Source organism: Parachitinimonas caeni (assembly GCF_030129945.1).
In the GTDB taxonomy this organism is placed as follows: domain Bacteria; phylum Pseudomonadota; class Gammaproteobacteria; order Burkholderiales; family Chitinimonadaceae; genus Parachitinimonas; species Parachitinimonas caeni.
On sequence record NZ_JARRAF010000024.1, the window covers coordinates 20,966 to 39,615 of the forward strand.

At 58.6% G+C, this 18,650-nt stretch carries 14 protein-coding genes; 7 read left to right on the forward strand and 7 right to left on the reverse strand.

Going from position 1 to position 18,650, the window contains the following annotated elements; translation table 11 throughout:
* Positions 1–36: 36 nt before the first annotated feature.
* From PZA18_RS17125 to PZA18_RS17135, 3 genes are all read left to right on the forward strand, one after another.
* Entirely contained in the window at positions 37–2,403 is a 2,367-nt protein-coding gene (locus tag PZA18_RS17125; protein WP_284102093.1) for a hypothetical protein, read from the forward strand.
* A gap of 163 nt (positions 2,404–2,566) precedes the next feature.
* On the forward strand, positions 2,567–4,753 hold the full coding sequence (locus PZA18_RS17130) for a tetratricopeptide repeat protein (protein WP_284102094.1): 2,187 nt from the start codon (positions 2,567–2,569) through the stop codon (positions 4,751–4,753).
* Between the two features lie 168 nt (positions 4,754–4,921).
* Positions 4,922–6,358, forward strand: coding sequence for a vWA domain-containing protein (locus tag PZA18_RS17135; protein ID WP_284102095.1), 1,437 nt, complete (start codon positions 4,922–4,924; stop codon positions 6,356–6,358).
* A gap of 34 nt (positions 6,359–6,392) precedes the next feature.
* On the opposite strand, the gene PZA18_RS17140 is transcribed toward PZA18_RS17135, so the two are convergent.
* The 3 genes from PZA18_RS17140 to PZA18_RS17150 all read right to left on the reverse strand — a co-directional run bounded on the left by PZA18_RS17140 (position 6,393) and on the right by PZA18_RS17150 (position 8,861).
* A complete protein-coding gene (locus tag PZA18_RS17140; protein WP_284102096.1) occupies positions 6,393–7,166 on the reverse strand; it encodes a hypothetical protein in 774 nt (257 codons plus the stop codon).
* A 177-nt stretch (positions 7,167–7,343) separates the two neighbouring features.
* Positions 7,344–8,387 (reverse strand): hypothetical protein, encoded by a 1,044-nt coding sequence (locus tag PZA18_RS17145; protein ID WP_284102097.1) that lies wholly within the window; start codon positions 8,385–8,387, stop codon positions 7,344–7,346.
* Positions 8,388–8,396: 9 nt separating this feature from the next.
* Positions 8,397–8,861, reverse strand: a complete 465-nt coding sequence (locus tag PZA18_RS17150; RefSeq protein WP_284102098.1) for a type III secretion system chaperone — start codon at positions 8,859–8,861, stop codon at positions 8,397–8,399.
* A gap of 444 nt (positions 8,862–9,305) precedes the next feature.
* On the opposite strand from PZA18_RS17150, the gene PZA18_RS17155 reads away from it, so the two are divergent.
* On the forward strand, positions 9,306–9,872 hold the full coding sequence (locus tag PZA18_RS17155) for a hypothetical protein (protein WP_284102099.1): 567 nt from the start codon (positions 9,306–9,308) through the stop codon (positions 9,870–9,872).
* A gap of 62 nt (positions 9,873–9,934) precedes the next feature.
* Here the strand turns inward: PZA18_RS17155 and PZA18_RS17160 are convergent, their stop codons facing one another.
* A complete protein-coding gene (locus PZA18_RS17160) occupies positions 9,935–10,246 on the reverse strand; it encodes a Dabb family protein (protein ID WP_284102100.1) in 312 nt (103 codons plus the stop codon).
* A gap of 325 nt (positions 10,247–10,571) precedes the next feature.
* Here PZA18_RS17160 and PZA18_RS17165 point away from each other — a divergent pair, with 325 nt between their 5' ends.
* The gene (locus PZA18_RS17165) at positions 10,572–11,792 is read left to right on the forward strand and encodes a glycosyltransferase (protein ID WP_284102101.1); all 1,221 of its coding nucleotides are present in this window, start codon (positions 10,572–10,574) and stop codon (positions 11,790–11,792) included.
* 21 nt (positions 11,793–11,813) lie between these two features.
* Here PZA18_RS17165 and rlmD read toward each other — a convergent pair whose 3' ends face one another.
* Together rlmD and thpR are read right to left on the reverse strand one after the other, a co-directional pair.
* The gene (rlmD, locus tag PZA18_RS17170; RefSeq protein ID WP_284102102.1) at positions 11,814–13,130 is read right to left on the reverse strand and encodes a 23S rRNA (uracil(1939)-C(5))-methyltransferase RlmD; all 1,317 of its coding nucleotides are present in this window, start codon (positions 13,128–13,130) and stop codon (positions 11,814–11,816) included.
* 359 nt (positions 13,131–13,489) lie between these two features.
* Positions 13,490–14,008, reverse strand: coding sequence for an RNA 2',3'-cyclic phosphodiesterase (thpR, locus tag PZA18_RS17175; RefSeq protein ID WP_284102103.1), 519 nt, complete (start codon positions 14,006–14,008; stop codon positions 13,490–13,492).
* Positions 14,009–14,788: 780 nt separating this feature from the next.
* Between thpR and PZA18_RS17180 the strand changes: the two genes are divergently transcribed.
* Positions 14,789–16,057 (forward strand): HD-GYP domain-containing protein, encoded by a 1,269-nt coding sequence (locus PZA18_RS17180; RefSeq protein ID WP_284102104.1) that lies wholly within the window; start codon positions 14,789–14,791, stop codon positions 16,055–16,057.
* 84 nt (positions 16,058–16,141) lie between these two features.
* Here the strand turns inward: PZA18_RS17180 and PZA18_RS17185 are convergent, their stop codons facing one another.
* On the reverse strand, positions 16,142–16,867 hold the full coding sequence (locus PZA18_RS17185) for a DUF4214 domain-containing protein (protein ID WP_284102105.1): 726 nt from the start codon (positions 16,865–16,867) through the stop codon (positions 16,142–16,144).
* Positions 16,868–17,497: 630 nt separating this feature from the next.
* Here PZA18_RS17185 and PZA18_RS17190 point away from each other — a divergent pair.
* Entirely contained in the window at positions 17,498–18,604 is a 1,107-nt protein-coding gene (locus PZA18_RS17190) for a sensor histidine kinase (protein ID WP_284102106.1), read from the forward strand.
* Positions 18,605–18,650: the final 46 nt, after the last annotated feature.

Here is an 18,650-nt window from a genome sequence, read left to right on the forward strand (position 1 = left end):
GCTGCGGGGAAGGCAATCTGTCTGGCTGGTCGTCCAATGAATGTTCGAATCTGCAAAGTGTTGATCCGGTGCGGCATGTTTCTGGGACTGGGCTTGTCGTTGACGGCGAGTGCGGCGACTTTTGACCCGGCGGCGACAGACCGCGCTTTTGCCGGGCTGCTGTCGATGACTGCGGCGAAACCCGCTGACGGTTGGTGGGACGGGACGCCTCGTCTGCGCCGTCCCCCCCGCAATGAGGCTGAACTGCAGCGCTGGCTGGTGCAGCAGCGCGCCCTGGGGGCCGACTTTGATGCGTACCGATATCAGGGCACCTTGCTGCACCATGCGTTAAGAGCGGGTTTCGAGCAGACAGCGTTGTGGCTGCTGGAACAGGGGGCCAACCCACGGTTGGGTCTGCAGGATTGGGATAAGACCAAGGTTTTGGATCTGGCAGAGCGCTACCAGCGTAAGCAGGTGTTGGCGGCGCTGGCCCGTCCCCCCTACCAGCTGGTGAAGCCCCCTCAGCCTATTGTTAGCGCCGATTCGACCACACCTCTGCGCAAGCTGCTGGCGATGACAGATCAGGATCTGGCTTATCGCAAACTGATCGAGGCCATCCACCGCGAGTTCTTCACTACTGACCAGAGCATCGAACAGTTCGAGCCAAGCCACTTGGCCAAGCGCATTGCGCCGGTGCGTCAGCTGCTGGCCGGGTTGGATCAGGCCCGGTTACGACGAGCACTGAACGATCCGGCCTCGCTCAGGCACTGGATGGCCTGGAGCAGCATACTGACGCCAGACGTGTTTGCCGAGCAGCTGGCGCGGGTGGAGGCGCAGACGCTGAAGGTGCATGCGAAGATTGCCCTCGCCGCCATGACGCAGCATGTGTCACCGGGCAATCCTGCCCAATCGGTGGCCAGTGCCAACTGGCGCCTGTTGCTGGGGCGCCTGCCCAAGTTGAATGCCCTGCCGGCAAGCAATGGGCAATTGCCCCCGTTGTTTGTTTACACCGAACCCGCGCTCTGGCCCCTGTTGCTGGAGCGTGGTTATCAGCCGCAGGCGGCCAAGCTTGAGTTGGCAGGGCTGAAGCTGGCGCAGTTCGATACGGCGCCGGTGGCAACGCTGATCCGATCCATTGCTGAGTGGCGCGGAGAGTGGGCGGAGGCCATGCTGGCTCCATACCAAAGGCAATGTGTATTTTTGTGTGCCGGCGAGACCGAAGCTTTGCCTGAAACACTGGTGCCTGCCATCAAGACAGCGCTGGCTGAGGGGGCTCGGCGCCCACAGATTGAGATGCGTGGGGATATTGTGTTCCGGTCCGATCCGGAGCGGATCAAAGAATTGAAAGAGCTTGGCATTCTGCATAGCCCGTCTGTTCCGCCTGATCGTTTTCAAGCCATGCCTGTCGAGTGTTCCTTGAAGGTGGAAGGTAACTTGCGTCAGCGCCTGGTCGAGAAGGCACCCGCGACGGGGGATCGTTCGGTAAATCTCGGCGATATAACCTTGCTGGATTTACCCGATGGTCAGGGCTGTGGCGTGTTGCTGTCAGGCGATGAATCTGTCATTGACTATCTCGCGGGGCAGCCATATGGCTTTGACGGGCCTGAGCCTTCTCTCAATCCGAGCTGCCCCGATCCGGTGGCGGCCACTACTCTGCTGGTAAAAGGCCAGTCGGGGTATGTCGAGTCGAAAGCATTGATTGACCTGAATGCAGTTGGCCTGCAGCAGCGTTTTATCGATAAGCAGACCGGGCAGGTGTTCTGGTTTGCCTGGCGGTCCCTCGGAAGGTGCTGGCCAGATGAAGAAAGCCTTCTGGGGTGGGTCAAGACAGCCAATGGCTGGGTGTTTCAGCCGCTGTCGCGCAATGAGGTGACCCATGACTTCTGGCGCTATGTCGCGTCTTTACAGAAAGATCACCCGCTGATGCAGGTGCTGCGTCATAGCCAAAAGCCTGAAAGTATTTGGGAAAAGCCGGTGGTTGAACGAGTGGAGTCTGTGTTGGATCAGGCACTCGATGGCGATCACCAAGTTCTCACCACAGCCGTGCTGGCAGGCGATTGGGGCACAGTGCGCAAGCTGATGGCGCAAGGTGTTCCGGTTTGGTGGCAGGCGCCTATGCTGAAAACACTGCTGGAGGCGCCTGACCCGCCTGCGAGAAAGCGCCAGCTTCTGCGTGGCTGGTTAGACGAAGTGGTTTTGAAGCAGTCGCAGACGTTGTACCCGTCAGAGCTTCTGCCCTTGCTCGATTGGTTTGATGCAGCCGATTGGCAAAAGCTGCTGGCACGAAAGCCTGTGGATCTGGGCGATGCAGCGCGCGAGCGCGGTAAACGGGCCTTGGCCTGCTTGTTTGACCATTCGGTTGGCCGGATCTGCCCGAACTCCTTGCCTGCCAACACAATCAGATTGATACGGCGTTCGGAGTAAGTGCTGTTGTCTTTGCAGGGGCTGGCGCTGCATTTTCGATGCCAGGGCTGGTCGGCGAGGGGGTAAGTTCATTATCATCTATGCCTTTTGCATAATTGGCTGCTTGATTCTGCCGGCCCCGCCTCGAATGGGGCAGGTCGGCGTGATCCGGCAAGATGTTTGAATGAATGACAAGGCTGCGCAGTATCTCGATGCTTACCGCCAGGGACAGGAAGTGGCAGGCGGTATTCTTTACTTCAAAGCACTGCAGCAAAGCCGCCTCGACGGCAGTGCCGACAGTCTGGACCGGATAGATGCCTTGCTGGCCCAACTGCGCAGCAAGGTGCAACCGCAGCCAGCCGCGTTTCTTGGCCATCCGGCCGCTTTCAATTTCTGCCTGTTTCTGGCGTTTTACCTGGGTGATTATCTGAGCCGGGCGGCAAATCGACCGCTCGACTGGCTTGCGCGTGAACAGGCTGCAGACCATTGGCCTGAACAGGTAAAGCGGCCCGATGGATTGGCTGGGGAAGTCGTCGGGCTGATCGGCGACCAGCCATTCCTGCCGCTACGCTGGTTGGAGCGCCGCCTGTTTACCGACGCTACGGATTCCTGCCGTCGCTGGCTGGAGGATGCGCTGCACCGGCTTTCGGCGCCGGGAGAGGGCGAAGCATGCCTGCTGACTGATGAGGGGGAGGCGCCGGATATTCGCTACGCCGATGGGCGGCGTGTCGAGCCTGGCGATGGCGTACTGGCGCAGGCCGGCGTGTTGCCTGGCCGGGTCCGCCGGATGATGCGGACTGTCGATGCCGGACCGGTCGTAGAGGTGGAACTGACAGGCTCCGGACAGCAGGTATGGGTGCTTGCCGCGCGGGTGGCAGCGCAGTTGCAGCGATTACCGGAAGACATTGCCCCGACGGTAGATGAGGTGACCAGCTACTTTGAGGGGCTGCTCGCGAACGGTCCGCGCCGTGCTGACTGGTCGGGCCAGGAACATGCGCGTTATGCCCTGGCCAAGCTGCATGAAGCCGGTCTGCTGGGGGATGGTAACCCGGCTCGCATGTTGACGCTGTGGCAACAGGCGGCCGATCTGGGTTACCCGCCCGCTGAATTCGAAATGGGCCAGCTGTTTTTGCTCGGCCGGCACAAGCCAAAAGATGCCGAGCGGGCGCTGATTTTCCTGCATCGCGCCGCCAAGGCGGGCTGGGCGCCGGCCATGGCCCTGCTCGGCGATATTTTTCGTGCCGGAGAGGGAGTGCCTCCCAATTCGGTGCGGGCCGAGGAATGGTATCGACAGGCACTGGCCCAGAATGAGCCCGCTGCGGCGTATTGGTCTGCTCATGCCTTGATGGCGGAGGAGGGGAGCGAGATGCCCGAGCTGGCCCTGGAGTGGCTGGGCCAGGCTGCCATTGCCGGGGTGGCGGCAGCGCAAACTACGTTGGCGCGATGCTATGAAACGGCTGCGGGCGTGCCTCGGCATCCTGCAAGGGCGGCGCACTGGTATCAGAAAGCGAGTGCGCAGGGAGATGCGGTAGCGACCCAAGGGCTGGCAGATCTGTATGCGCAGGGGCTGGGCGTCGCCAAAGATGTTCCCCGTGCGGTTGGTTTATACCGGAAGGCGGCAGAAGCTGACGTGACGGTAGCTTGGTATCGCCTCGGCTGTCTGTTTGCCGAAGGGCGCGAGATTGCGCGGGATCTGGATCGTGCTTACGACTGGATGAGAAAAGCCGCAGACCGTGACTTTGCCGATGCCAAAGCCCGGCTGATGCAAATCAAACAGGCGCGGGTGGTCGGGCAGCTCGACAAGGCACGAACAACCTTGAAGCTCGCTGACAAATTACCGGTGGAAGTCCTGTTCAAGCTGGCCGGCGAGCTGGCCGACCCCGATCTGCCGGAAACCTTGCCACTGGCTTTTGAGCTATATCACCTGAGCGCCCGTCGTGGCGAAACCCAGGCGATCTACCATGTGGCCAGCTGTTATCGCACGGGCAGCGGTATTGCCCGTAATCTGGAAAAAGCGCTGAAGTGGTATCTGCGTGCGGCAGAGACCGGTAGTGCCCAGGCCCTGCATGATCTGGGCCTGTATTACGAAACCGGCGAGCTGGGGCCGTTCAACCCCTCCCTGGCGTTTGAATACACCCAGCGCGCTGCAGTCAAAGGCGATCATCGGGCCTCTTATCGGTTGGCGTGCATGTACCAGGAGGGGCGTGGGGTCGAGCAGAATCTGGAAGAAGCGCGGCAGTGGATGTTGCTGCCAGCCCAGTATCGCTATCAGGACGCCGAACTCCGACTGGTACAGCTGCAGCAGGCGGGCAGTGCCAAGCGCTCGGGGCTGTCTTTGCTGGGCCGGCTGCGTTGGCCCGGCAAGTCTTGAGCGTTGCGGATTCTCATATAAAGAAATTTCGCTGAAAAAATTTTGCTTCTTGTAACCCGTTTCGCAGGCTCCGGCCGTTTCATCGGCATGTTCAATTTGAAGCGCTCTGGTCTGGATTACTGAAGAGGCCATGACCGGAGCGATTCGTCCACCTGATGCGAGGTTTCCATGACCCTGTCTCTACGCCTGCCTTTCAACGCGATCGCGATGGCTGCCACCGCGATTTTTTCCGTAGCCACCTCGGCCGCGCCGATGCCCGATGGTGGGGGCGATCTGGTGCAAATACCCAAACCTGTGATCTATACCAGCCCCCTGTATGGCGTGCCCGAATTCAGTCCTCCCAAGGCAACGAGCTGCCCGGCCGACGCTAAAACCTTCGGTACGCCGGGGCTGGGGGCTGGGGGCCAAGTGCTGCGGGAGGATGTCGCCGTGATGTCGGCTCCAGGCGGCGGGAGAGACCGTGTAGCCGTAAGTGGATCCGTCATGAAACGGGCACCCAAGCCAGTGGCAGTCTATGCCGAGGCACCACCGCCTCCGCCAGCGGCGGCTGCGCCGGCCTTGCAGAAAGGGGGAGGCAACGAGCCGGTGAAGGCCGGATTTGTCGATGACAATGCCGACTTTGGCGAATATCAGGCTTATCTGCAACGCAATGCCCAATTGCAGGGCTATCGGCCACGGGATGTCAGCGAGCGCTATCGGGTGCTGGTGCGCAATGGTGAGGGTAAGCCGGTTGCCAATGCCCTGGTATCGGCCACGCTCGGTCAGGAAACTGTGGTCTGGGCGCGCACGGATCAGAAAGGACAGGTCTGGTTCGCCCCCAATGCGGTGTTCAACCCCAAGTTGCGGGATCAGGACTTGCTGATCTCGGCCCGGCTGGGCGATAAAGCCGGGTCGGCACCGTTGGTGCGGGGCCAGAAGCAGGGCGTCACCCTTCAGCTGAATACTCCGGTTGAGGCGACGACGGGCCTGGATCTTGTCTTTATCGTCGATGCAACCGGTTCGATGTCGGCAGAGATCGACAAGCTGCGGCGTAGCCTGAGTACGATTGCCGACCGCATCAACAAGCTGCCGAATCGACCGAATCTTTGCCTGGGTATGGTGGCTTATCGTGACAAATATGACGAATTCCTGATCAAGGGCCTGCACCTGACCGCCAACGTGGCCAATCTGCAAAAAGAGTTGAATGGCCTCTCGGCTGCAGGCGGCGGGGACCGGCCGGAAGCTCTGAACGAAGCGCTGAAGGAAACCGTACACAAATTACAGTGGCGCGGTGGGAATACCACGCGGGTAGCGATTCTGGTCGCCGATGCCGAGCCCCATATGGACTACGGCGGCCCGTATTACGATGAAACGGCCGCTGCTGCGCTGGCCAAGGGAATCCGCCTGCATGCCGTGGGGGCTAGCGGGCTGTCGAAGGAAGGCGAGTTCGTCTTCCGCCAGCTGGCCCAGTACACCGGTGGCAAGTTTGTCTTCCTGACTTATCGCGATGCCGCCGCTCCGGAACAAGGCGCCGGCGATCAGACCGTCCACGATGTCAAAAACTATTCCGTCGATACGCTGGATGATTTGATCGTACGGCTGATTCAGGACGACCTTGCCCACTGATTGCTGGCGACCGCAAACCTGACGTCAATCGAACCTAACCCCTGTCGCGAACCCGTGGTGGAGCCGCCAGCAGGACGATTTCACCATCATCAGGCAACATCAGCTTCGCGTCCCGGGACTGGACCTCGTCCCCCCGGACCCTGGCGCAGTGGAGGGTCTGCCCGAAACGACCGGTGTGCAGCTCGTCGGCTTTCAGGTTCAGGGTGACTTTGCCGCCCTCCTGCAGCGCGATGCTGCGCCCGGCGATGGGGCTACAGGCGCCGATGGCGTCTGCATCGGCAATGAATGGGCGTGCATACCAGGGGAGAAAGGCTCTGAGCGCCAGATTGCCGTCGGCAACGGCCTGCTGCACCCGACGCATGGTCCACCCTTCCGGCCCATCCGTCGGGATCAGCATCAGATGCACCCCCATCTCACCGGACTTCCGGTTCAGATAGAAATGCCCCTTGTCCTTTGCCAGTCGCTCAATCACGGGTATCACAAAAAAGCGCCCCTGCTGCAGTGGAATATCGAGATCTTCGTTTTCCGAGCTGATCTGCAGCTGCAGCCTGTCCATGTTGACATCCGTCCTGGCTGGGACCAGCCGCATGCCGAGCATTATCCGGCCGGCGGTTGCCTGCTGTACTTTGTGAGCAACTTCATAAGCCTGCTGATAGGGCACGGCAATCGCAGACCGCGAAGCCACGACCTGCACCGATTCGACTTTGACCGGTTCGGCAGAGACAAGAGGAGAGGGGTCGGCATAGGCTGGGGCCATCAACCCCAGGCAAAGCGACAACGCCAGACCATAGTGGGAGATCCTGAGCATGAATGGTTTCCGGTAGCGTCAACGGTGACAGAACGGCTTTGGTATGCCGGCGCCAGCAAAAGTTCGGGTGTGACGATCAGAAACTGCTGCGGTTGCAGGGAATGAATGGCACGGCCGGCATGAAAAAAGCCGTGGCAGTAAAGCCACGGCTTGCCGGGACAGCCCTGTGGTGATGACTTAATCGGGGTTGATCACGATATGGGTCTGGCTCCCCTCAACCATATCAATGACACCCTGCGGACCAACGTTGGCCAAAGAATTAAGGTGGGTGAAGAGGTCGCCGGCGTGTTTGAGCCACTGCCCCCAGGTCTTGGTGCCGTGCCCTTCCAGCTGGAAGAAAGTATCGCCATGCGAGGTTTTGCCGGCCAGCAAATGGCCAAAGCCATTACCGTCCCCTCCTACATCACTCATGGGTAGGTCGATGCCGTATTGTTCGCGGTCGATGCCTTCATCCATGGTGGTGTAGTGCGACGACTTGCCTTTGCCCGAGCGATCGACCATTTCCAGACCGTCGATGCCTTTGAAGGCATCAAGGGTTCCGGTTCCCTTTACGACGACGTGCGCACCATGCAGCAGGGCTGCGCGATATTCCTCTTTGCTCATCTTGGTGTAGGTGGGCTTGCCATTCTCATCGGTACCCGTACGTCGGTAAGCCTTGTCACCGAGATCATCCATGAGCTTGATGGCATCCTTGTGTTGGGTGCTGACGCCTTTATTTGACTGTACGTCATCAAACATCTTGCTCAGCGTCCCCACACGCTCCTTGTCGGAGAGCAGGGTGTCCGGGTTGCTCTCATAAGGCGATAGAAGCGAAATCACTGTACTGCCGACCCCCATGCCGACGCCAATGCCAGCCTTCATGCTGAGGTCTACCCCTGTCATGGCCAGGTCAACGGTGTCAATCTTGTCGCTGCCGATCAATTTATCGACCGTCTTGACCGTAGCCGTCGTGACAAGCGTGGCCTTAAGGCCCTCGGTGGCGACATAGATACCAGAAGCAAGCCCTGCACCCACTCCCAGCAAGTTTCGACCTAGTGCCATGCTGTAGCTGGCAACTTGTTTGCCGCTGGGCGTGATGCTGGACGAACCCCCGCCAGATTCTGGTTGCACCAAGGCGTCTTCAAAGGTCTTCGAGCCCTGAACCTGCTCTTCCTGGTCGTGCTCTTGCACGTGGCTAACCTGCACACTACTGATACTAAAACTGTCTCCGCTGATGCTCATGGGAATACCTCACGCAAAGGAGGGTGTGCCGCCGACACTGGCCTGACCGGCTGCAGCATCGCCACCTAATTGACCTGCCTTGCCCATTGCCTGAATCTGCGCAATCAAGGCCACCAGGCTTTCCAGCTCTTCGGCCAGCCAGTCGGCACTCAGACGGTGAGACGGGAAGCTTTTGAATACCACAACGCTGCCCGCTTCACGGTTGGCGGTGAATGCAGCACCTTGGGTGGCTGTACCGAAGGCATGCATACGCAACAGGTTCTCCAGCAATTCAGCCTCTTCTTCCGGGCGTGGCCAGCGCAGTAGCTCATTCCAGACCACGACACGCTTGCCGCTATCGACCACATCGATGCGAAGCACGGTCTGGTCTTTCAAGGTGATCGACAGGTTTTCTGTCATCGGGCTGGGGACTTGCAAGCCCAACTGTGCCAGTGCGTTAGCAATGATCTGGGTGGCTTCCTGGTTCATGGTCATATGGCCTCCTGTTGCGGTCATCGGGTGATTCGGTTCGGTCTTTGCCAATTCAGCAGCATGCCGAACTGGTCGATGCTGCTTGAGTAACCGCCCAAGGGGGATGGATCACCGATTCATCAGGAAAAACCACCTTGACAGACCGCCACATCGCAAGCAGCCATTTTTAATGAGACTTCGTATAGTGGAAGGGTGCTCGAAACATAGCGTCGGCAAGGCTCGGCTTTGCTGGGGCGAAATACGACATCCGACTATTCCAATGGGATTGTGACGGGCATAATCGTTACCCCCATGCCGGCTGCGTGGCCGGGCGGGTAATAAGGTGGCGATCTAAAGATTAATGGTCAGCACCTGTTCGGTTTGGCATTCAGGTTTGAGGCGCACGATGCGCCCGCCAGCCGGGTTTGCTGAAGAGTGATCAGGTGTTCAGAAACGAATGAGGTATTTATGAGCCAGGGTGCGGTCCGTGTGTTGTCACTGCTTTTTTGCGTGATTGGTTATGTGCTGGCCTATACGTTCTTCAAACAATCGCTTTTTCCGCTGGTAGCGCTGTTTGTGCTGATTGGCACAGCCTATGGCTATGCCTTTTTCTTCTCTGAAAACTCGTTCTACAGCCAGAACGAGTTATTTGGCTGGATACGCACCAACGCGCAGAAGCTTGCCGATGGCAAGGTGCTTGAATTCAACGGTATGCCCGTCAATCGCGACACCCAGCTGGTGGTGTTCCATGCCTGTTCGTCTTTCATTGCCAGCTCGGTGATGCTTGACGTGCCTTGCCAGCTGGACCCAAAACCTCAGGAACAAAGCCGGGTACGGGCGAAGGCCATTGCGGTGTCGGTACTCACCGGCATCTGGGGAATCAAGGGTGTGATGTGGACGAGAGAGGCCATCTCGAAAAACCTGCGTGGCGGGACCAAGGTCTCGGTCGGTACGCTGGCCAAGCGGTTGATGGCCAGCAACAAACCCGCCGAGGCAAAGGGTAGCCCCAAAACCAGAAAAGCCGAAAAAGGATAGGCTCTGTTGACGTTTTATTTCCGACCGGAAACAAAACGTCAACAGAGCCTAGGGGCAGGCTGTCAAGCCGCCAGGTAATCCACAACCAGAACCTTGGCCAGCACCGGCTTCAGTCTTTCGACGAAGGCAAGGTGCGCAGGGTGGTCGCGGTAGCGGTCGCAGGCGGCCGAGTCGTCAAATGTGAGCAGGAAAGCATGGGTGAAGCCCTGGTCCAGCTGCTCGGTGCTGATATTGACCCCCCTTTCAAACGCGCGAATGTCGGAAATCTGACTGGGCAACTGCGCAAAGTCGTTGCTGAGGCGGCGGAGTTCGTCGTCCGAAGCGGTGGGGTGGAAGGCAAACAGGACAATGTGGCGATAGTGGGCGGGCGACATGGCAGCAAAGGAATGATTGGTTGGCCGATCACTATAAAACGTCGGCGCGTCGCCTGTCTGGCGAAACCGCTCCGGAGCAGGTCGGCCTTTGAGGCTGGCTGTTGTTGCAAAGCCCTTGCATGGAATGACGATGCGGTAGGCTTGGCGTCTGGGCCCGCGTCAACATCCGATCCTTCAGGACCGGGAAAAGGGGTCCATAGCGCCTTGGTACCGTTGATGTTTTCTATACCGGTTGCGCGCCGTCTGGTGTTTTTGTCTCGCCGACTTCATCCCGTAACAAACCCCCTCTAGCCTGTCACCATTGCACACTTGCAAGGGGCGTGGCGTGAAGATCCTGCTGATTTCCGATGTGTATTTCCCCCGCATCAACGGGGTATCGACGTCCATCCAGACCTTTGCGGAAGAGTTGCAGACGCTGGGGCATACCGTCCATCTGATTGCGCCGGCCTACCCTGCAGAGTGGGAGGATCGGCTGCCTACTTGGCGGATTCGCTCGCGTTATCTGCCGTTTGATCCGGAAGACCGGTTGATGCACGGGCGGGAGGTGAAGGCGCTGCTGCCGGTGTTGCGGGATGAGGATTATGACCTCATTCACATCCAGACGCCGTTTCAGGCCCACTATCTCGGGTTATGGCTGGCCCGCCGGCTGGGGGTGCCGACGGTGGAGACTTATCACACCTTCTTCGAAGAATACTTGCACCTCTATCTACCTTTGCTGCCCGCCTTTATGGCCAGGGCGGCGGCGCGCTGGTTCAGCCGGTCGCAATGTAACGCCGTGGACACCGTGGTGGTGCCCTCCGGCCCGATACGCTCGGCGCTTGCCGCTTACGGGGTGAGGCAACCGTTGACCATTCTGCCGACAGGTATTTGTCCCGAGCGTTTTGCAACGGGCGTGGGGCGTCGATTTCGCGCTACGCACGGGATTGCCGATGAAACTCCCATCCTGTTGACGGTCGGGCGCGTGGCGTTTGAAAAGAACATCGACTTTCTGGTCCGCATGTTCCGGCAAGTGCTGGTCAGCAGGCCGGATGCCCTGCTGATCATTGCTGGTGAAGGTCCGGCATTGCCCTCCCTGCAAAGGCAGATCAGCGATCTGGGGTTGGTGCCGCAGGTACGACTGGTTGGCTATCTGGAGCGCCAGCAAGCGCTGGTCGATTGCTATGCAGCGGCTGATGTGTTTGTCTTTGCCTCCCGAACCGAGACCCAAGGACTGGTGTTGCTGGAGGCAATGGCGGCGGGCACTGCGGTGGTATCGACGGCGGAACTTGGCGTCAAGGACGTGCTGGTAGACGGTGAGGGCGCTTTGATAGCGCCGGAAGATGAAACGGTGTTTGCGGCCAAGGTCTTGGGGTTGCTGGAGGATGCGGATGCCCGGCTGACGTTGGCGGCAAGAGGTCTGGCCTATGTGGCGAAGTGGTCGGCACCCGCCATGGCGGGGCGTCTGGCCACGCTCTACCGCACGTTGCTGACCAAACGGACGCCACCGGATCTGGACCCCCAGCGCCTGCCGCCGACCGAATCGGCGCAAGAGGCCGCACCGCACTGAGGCGGCACGGCATAGCGTCCGTCAGTCCGCCAGCGCTTCGCGTTCGAACCAGGCAATCGACTCAACGTGGGCGGTATGCGGGAACATATTGACCACCCCGGCAGCCTTCATGGTGTAGCCCTTGGTGTTGACCAGGACATTGGCGTCTCGCGCCAGGGTGGCGGGGTTGCACGAGACGTAGACAATGCGGCTTGGCGCGTTGTCGGCATCAATCGATTTGCAAAGCTCCATGGCGCCATCGCGTGGCGGGTCAATCAGCAGCTTGTCGAAACTGCCAAGCGCTGCAAACGACTCTGGCGTGACTTCAAACAGGTTGGCGACACGGAACTCGGTGCGGTCGGCAAGCCCATTGAAGCGCGCATTTTCACGCGCCCGTTGCACCAGCCCTTCACTCCCTTCCATCCCCAGTACCGTTGCACCCCGACGGGCAATCGGTAGCGTGAAGTTGCCCAGTCCGCAGAACAGGTCGGCAATGCGCTCACCCGGTTGCGGGTCGAGCAGATCCAGCGCCCGTTGCACCAGAACCCGGTTGATATGCGGGTTGACCTGGGTGAATTCTGTGGGCCGATAGGGCATGACCACGTTGAACTCGGGCAGGCTATAGGTCAGCGCCGGGGCATCCAGTGGGTAAAACGGGTAGGCGGTATCCGGACCCTTGGGCTGCAACCAGATCTGCACACCATGCTGATCGGCAAACTGCCGTAGCAGTGCTTCGTCGTCGCCATTGAGTGGCTCCATGATGCGGAACACCAGCACATCCACCTTGTCGCCGATGGCCAGCTCGACCTGTGGCATCCGCTCACGGATCGACAGCTGCATGATCAGTGCCCGCAAGGGCAGCAGCAGGGCCGAAATGCGGGCCGGCAGGATCTCGCAGCGTTGCATGTCGGCGATGAAGCTGGAGCGCTTTTCATGAAAACCAACCAGCACGGTTCCCTTCTTGGCGACATGGCGGGCAGACAGCCGGGCGCGATGGCGATAACCCCAGGTCGGGCCGTGGATCGGCGAGAGAATGCGCTGGCTTTTAACCCGGCCGATATGGGACAGATTGTCTTCGAGCACCCGCTGCTTGATCGCGACCTGGGCCGAGGCATCAACGTGCTGCATCGAGCACCCGCCACAGACGCCAAAATGCTGGCAGCGCGGTTTCACGCGCATGAAGCTCTCGCGCAGGATGCTGATGGCCTGGGCGTTCTCGAAGGTGGGTTTCTTGCGATAGCTGCTGTAGACGACTTGTTCAAACGGCAAAGCGCCATCAATGAAAATGGCTTTGCCGCCGACATGGGCGACGCCGTGGCCTTCAAAATCAAGCGACTCAATGTCGGCGATGGGATTCATGGCAAATACTCTGCGGACAGGCAAAAGGGGGCGAATTATACCCGTTGCCGGCTGGCTTGGGCGCTTTGGTGCCGGTTGTCGGGTGGGAAGCAGGCATCAGGCTCAGGCAGGTGAGAATGGCTGCAGTACGCCCGGCGAGGTTTGAAATGTGTTGCAAGGTTCTGAACTGAGAGCCTAGCCATGCTTTGCATGGCACCAAAAATGAAGCCGGCCCTGAGGGAGCCGGCTTGGCAAGGAGGCGGCAACCGCCGCCTTCGAGGGAGACTTGGAGACAACATGCAACAGACGATCTTGTTTCGTTATAGAGAGGGGGCTGGGTAAAGCAAGGCAGGCAAACCAGCCAACCGACAGGCGGCAGCCTAGGGATACTCCCCCAGCAGCACATATTGGGCTTTGTCGTTAGCAAGACGGGACTCAACCAGTGCAATACGCGATACCGGCCAGTTCACAGGATTAACCGCTGGCGCGGTGCGGCCGGGCCTAGCACGGCGCAGCAAGGTGACATGCGGCTTGAAGGGCTTGATGTCGAAAAAGAACTGGTGTTTTTCCAGCAGCAGCCGAATCGCGTCGGCCAGCTCATTCAACTCGCGCGGAATGCGGGCCGGGGCCATCCAGCCGATGCCATTGCCAGCCCAGATGCCCAGTTTGTCGAGCTTGAGCAGAAAAGGCTGAAACTGAAAAGTGGCCAGCACTGACTGCAACTCGCCAATACGGGAAGCCGGGGTGTCACCGAGAAAGGCGAGTGTCAGGTGCAGGTTGTCGGTAGGGGTCAAGCGACCGGCGCATTGACGATGCAGGCGCTCGCTGACTTGCTCCAGCTGTTGTTTGACGGCCGCATCCGGCCATAAGGCCACAAAAACTCTTGCCACTTCGCTCATCGAGGCGTCCCCCCGTTGACGTTACCACGGGCCGAAGCGGGTGATGGGCGCCGATGCCCGGGTATATGTTTTTCCATTTTAGGCACTGTTTCCAACGTGTTTTCCTGAAGTGAAGACGGGCAGGGTGCTATTGACGCGTTTTCTCAATCTGAAAAAAAGTGCCGACATCACCTACTTCCAAGGCAGTGGTCTTCGCTACGTCCGCATTTGGCAGACCGGTTCTCTATAACTAATAGCAGGCTTCTGGCGCCAATTCCGGCTGCATGTTGGCCATTGACAGCTACATTTGAATGGAGGGTCGCTGCAAGGGGCCAGAGGCGCTGCTTAAATCAGATTATTTGTGTGCGGCTTGTTCAATCTCTGTCGCGTATCGCCATCAGCAAGGCAGGGGGCGGTACACAAGCCGGCCTGCAATGGATACATGGCAGGGCGATAGACGGTGGTTCCTGATGTACGCGGCACGCCGGAACCCGCCAGGCCAAATCTGGTGGTGCAGCCCGGATAGCGGCATAGCAGGGCCTGAACCGGTTTCGGGCGCCATATGCAAACCTGCTTTGAATACGTGCTATGACTCAAAAGCGCGCAGAGGGGCGGACAGTACACGTTTTTTTGCTTTCGCCCAATCCGTAGTTGGACTTATTCGACAAGAAACAGTGTTTTTTTGGCTTTTTGCAGAAAGTGCATAAGCGGGTTCTAACGAAGGGTTGCAGATCAAGACCTTGCCGGATGCTTGATGGTGATCAATGACCATCCGGCGGGGCCTTGCACGGGAGGACATTGATGACGCAGGAACCGGGCCAACACTACGTGCTGCCAGACCAGCTGTGCATCGGCCTGTACGTATTTATCGATCTCAGCTGGCTGGAGCACCCGTTTGCGTTGAGCAGTTTCAAGATCAAGACGGATGAGCAGCTGAACATCCTGCGGTCGCTGGGGCAGTCCCGCTATCGCTACGATCCTGCCAAAAGCGATGTGCTGCCGCCAGCCGCCAATCCCGATCCGCCTCCCGTGATCAAGGCAGCGCCGGGGGAGCATGACGCAGCGATTGCCGCCAAGAAGGCGCGCCTGGAACGACTGCAGAAAGCCCGGCACGCCATTGTCGATTGCGAAAAGCATTTGCTGAGCACTTCACGCATCGTTAAATCGTTGACGCGGAATCTGTTTGCCAAGCCGCAGGAGTCGGTCAAGGATGCCAATCAGCTGATGGATCTGATGCTCGATTCCATGCTTACCGACAAGGATGTGGCCATCCACCTGATGAGCGACAAGGTGGCGGGAGAGGAGGTCTATCAGCACAGTCTGAACGTTGCGGTGCTGGCCATGATTGTTGCCAAGGAGCTGGATCTGCCGCGCGAACAGGTGCGATTACTGGGGCTGGGGGCCTTGTTCCACGACATTGGCAAGGTGGAGGTTCCTGAGCGCATTCTCTACAAGACCACGCCGCTCACCAATGCCGAGCGGGAATTCCTGCAGCAACATGTGGCGTATGGGCTGAAGCTGGGCAAGACCATTGGCCTGCCGGCCGAGGTCATGACGGTGATTTTCCAGCATCACGAGTACGTCAACGGCACGGGCTACCCGAAAGGTGCCAAGGGGGAGGCCTTGTCGATGCTGTCGAAAATCGTTTGTGTCGCCAACGACTACGACAACTTGTGCAATCGCCCCAATCCCGCCGATTCGCTGACGCCGCACGAGGGGCTGGCGCAGATGTTTGCCCAGAACCGGGCGCGCTACGAGCCCTCGGCACTGAATGTGTTCATACGTTGTCTGGGGGTATACCCGCCCGGTACCGTCGTGGTGTTGACCAATGAAGTGCTGGGGATTGTGGTATCAGTCAACTCCAGCAAGCCGCTACGGCCTTGCGTGCTGATCTACGATCCGAACGTGCCGAAAAACGAGGCGGTGATTGTCGATCTGGAAGAAGAAACCGATTTCACGATTGCCCGCTCGATTCGCCCCGGCCAACTGCCCAAGCCGGTGTTCGACTACCTGAATCCGCGCAAGCGCATGACCTATTTCTTTGGCGGTACGCTGGGTGGCGACAAATAGCCACCCAGCGTCAGCGCCTGGGCTGGTGGCGCCACAGCCCCTCAATCCAGATCGTCGGTCGCATCTGGCTTCGGGAGGTGGCGCTTATTCGGCACAGACGTAGGCAGCGGGCTTGCTGCGCGGAAACCAGGTCTTCACCGTTTTGGGTGCCGTGCGTTCGCCTTTCTGCCATCCGGTTGTGGTGCAGGTCATGGTGGGCGTAACGCGCTGGATCTGCTTCTGGCAGCGGAAGTTACGTGTGCCATCCGCATTCGACGACACAGTCTGGGTCAGGAAAACCGGATTGCTGCTGCGGTCATACGCGGGCCGGGTGGGGTCGTCATAAGGCTTGGTGTCAACGGGATAGACCTGGCCATCCAAAGTACAGCCACTGGCTGCCGGGGCGCAGTAGGTTGGCAAGATCCCGCCAGTAAACTCTTCCGAGTTGATAAACGCCTCAATAACCCCGCCCAAAGTGACAGCCTTGCTGTCGATCAAATCTCCCCAATACACCAACCCGCCATCATCGGGAACACGGTTGAGCACGACACGATAAACCCGGCTCAGCTGCTGCGCCGTGGTGAGGTTGGCATTGTTAAATTCAGCTGAAGTAAAAAAGCCCAGCGTCAGGCTTTTCACTTGCTCTTGATTGCAAGCCTGCGAACTGATGGTGTTTGAAAAAAATGTCCAACCGCCTTCATCTGGCGCCCGATCCAGCCCGATGCGATAGAGCCGGTCCAGATAATCCGCCTGGCCCGGCGTAATGGCCTGGGCCAGGGAGGTGGCGCCCAGACATAACAATATTGTGGCGATAAATTTATTTGGTTTCATTTATTTATATTCCTGGTTTGTATTCAAAACGATCTGCCTGGTTCTAATTGGCAGGCCGGCAGGCTAGCACGATGAATACCGCAGGGGCAATTGATGGATTGCTGCCGGATTTGAGTGGTGACAGGCCATACCAATGGCAGGATGGTTCTCCAAAGCACTCAATACTGGTAGGTTGGATAGCCCTTTGAAGAAATGTACATATCTATCAATTCAGTGCAGAAGATATGGGATTGCTTGCATCAATGTGGATTAGGCGTTCAGGGGTTTTAAAATAACCAGAAAAATAAGGGAATCTGGCGGATGGGCTGAATAATATTAAATGGCTTTTGTTTTAAAAATCGGAACATTGTGTTCTGAAAAATATTCCAATATTCAAATCGTGATTATTCCCGGCATACCATAAGGCATTTATTTGCGATGGGTGAAGACGGTCTGAATAGTGCCACGCGGATTGCCAGCCGCCAGATCGTCAGGCTGGCGGAGAAATAGCACAGGGCTGCGCTGTCGCCTACCCGTGGTCAGGCGATGAATGGCAGCAGATACAGGCAAGAAAGCCTGTTGCCTGGCTGGCGACATACGATAATCAGAACGTCGATAGCCTTATCACATACGCCCTGGCGGGAGGCCCGGATGAGCGTCAGCAAGCGATTTACCGAGGCAGCGCATACCCTTCTCATCATTGATGACAGCCCTGTCAGCACTGAACTGATGGCGGACTGTCTGCGATACCACGGGTATCGGGTACTGACGGCGGAAGACGGAACCGCTGGCATTGATCGGGCCAGGATGGTACGTCCCGATTTGATCTTGCTGGATGTACTGATGCCGGGAATCGACGGTTTCGAAACCTGTCGCCGTCTGCAGCAAGACCAGACAACCGCCGGCATACCGGTCATGTTCATGACTTCGCTATCGGATACGGGGGACAAGGTTCGCGGTTTCGAGGTGGGGGCGGTGGATTATGTGACCAAACCCTTGCTGCCCGAAGAGCTGCTGGCACGGGTCCGTAGCCAGCTTGCGCAGTCTGACCTCAAACGCCAATTGCGTCGGGCGAATGAAGAGCTGGAAGCCTTCGGCTATGCGATCTCGCATGATCTGCGGGCACCTTTGCGTGCTGTTGAGGGCTTCAGCACTCAGTTGCTGGAAGACCACGCCGCTCAGCTGGGGCCGGAAGGCTTGCATTGCCTGGGGCGGATCCGTACTGCTACTGATCGCATGCACCGCCTGATTGATGATCTGCTGGGTTTGGGGCGGGTAATGCAGCTTGATTTGCATCGCATCGAGTTCGATCCAGCGGAACTGGTGCAATCGCTGGTGACGGTATTACAGGCATCTGCGCCGGAGCGTCAGGTGGGTTGGTGCATTGAGTCGGTGCCGCGCATCCAGGCTGATCCGCGCTTGCTGGAAATTGCGCTCCAGCATTTGCTGGCGAACGCGTTCAAGTTCACCGCTCATCGCGAGCGGGCGGAAATCACCTTCGGCAGTTTCACCGAGGGTGACCGCTCGGGCTTCTTTGTGCGGGATAACGGTGCAGGTTTTGATATGGACCACGCCGACCGACTGTTTGAGGTGTTTCACCGCATGCATCACGAAAGCGACTTCCCTGGCACCGGTATCGGGTTGGCTACTGTACGGCGGGTGGTGGAGCGACATGGCGGTGATATCTGGGCAGAAGCTGCGGTTAATCAAGGTGCTACCTTCTATTTCACGCTGCCGGCGCTTATGTCGGGTTTGTGAGAATTTGAGTTCTCGGCAGTTCCCGGCATAAATCCCGTTGAAGTTT

Coding starts and splice junctions, on each gene's coding strand:
- PZA18_RS17125 (WP_284102093.1), top strand. CDS start 37: ATGAATGTTCGAATCTGCAAAGTGTTGATCCGGTGCGGCATGTTTCTG.
- PZA18_RS17130 (WP_284102094.1), top strand. CDS start 2,567: ATGAATGACAAGGCTGCGCAGTATCTCGATGCTTACCGCCAGGGACAG.
- PZA18_RS17135 (WP_284102095.1), top strand. CDS start 4,922: ATGACCCTGTCTCTACGCCTGCCTTTCAACGCGATCGCGATGGCTGCC.
- PZA18_RS17140 (WP_284102096.1), bottom strand. CDS start 7,166: ATGCTCAGGATCTCCCACTATGGTCTGGCGTTGTCGCTTTGCCTGGGG.
- PZA18_RS17145 (WP_284102097.1), bottom strand. CDS start 8,387: ATGAGCATCAGCGGAGACAGTTTTAGTATCAGTAGTGTGCAGGTTAGC.
- PZA18_RS17150 (WP_284102098.1), bottom strand. CDS start 8,861: ATGACCATGAACCAGGAAGCCACCCAGATCATTGCTAACGCACTGGCA.
- PZA18_RS17155 (WP_284102099.1), top strand. CDS start 9,306: ATGAGCCAGGGTGCGGTCCGTGTGTTGTCACTGCTTTTTTGCGTGATT.
- PZA18_RS17160 (WP_284102100.1), bottom strand. CDS start 10,246: ATGTCGCCCGCCCACTATCGCCACATTGTCCTGTTTGCCTTCCACCCC.
- rlmD (WP_284102102.1), bottom strand. CDS start 13,130: ATGAATCCCATCGCCGACATTGAGTCGCTTGATTTTGAAGGCCACGGC.
- thpR (WP_284102103.1), bottom strand. CDS start 14,008: ATGAGCGAAGTGGCAAGAGTTTTTGTGGCCTTATGGCCGGATGCGGCC.
- PZA18_RS17180 (WP_284102104.1), top strand. CDS start 14,789: ATGACGCAGGAACCGGGCCAACACTACGTGCTGCCAGACCAGCTGTGC.
- PZA18_RS17185 (WP_284102105.1), bottom strand. CDS start 16,867: ATGAAACCAAATAAATTTATCGCCACAATATTGTTATGTCTGGGCGCC.
- PZA18_RS17190 (WP_284102106.1), top strand. CDS start 17,498: ATGAGCGTCAGCAAGCGATTTACCGAGGCAGCGCATACCCTTCTCATC.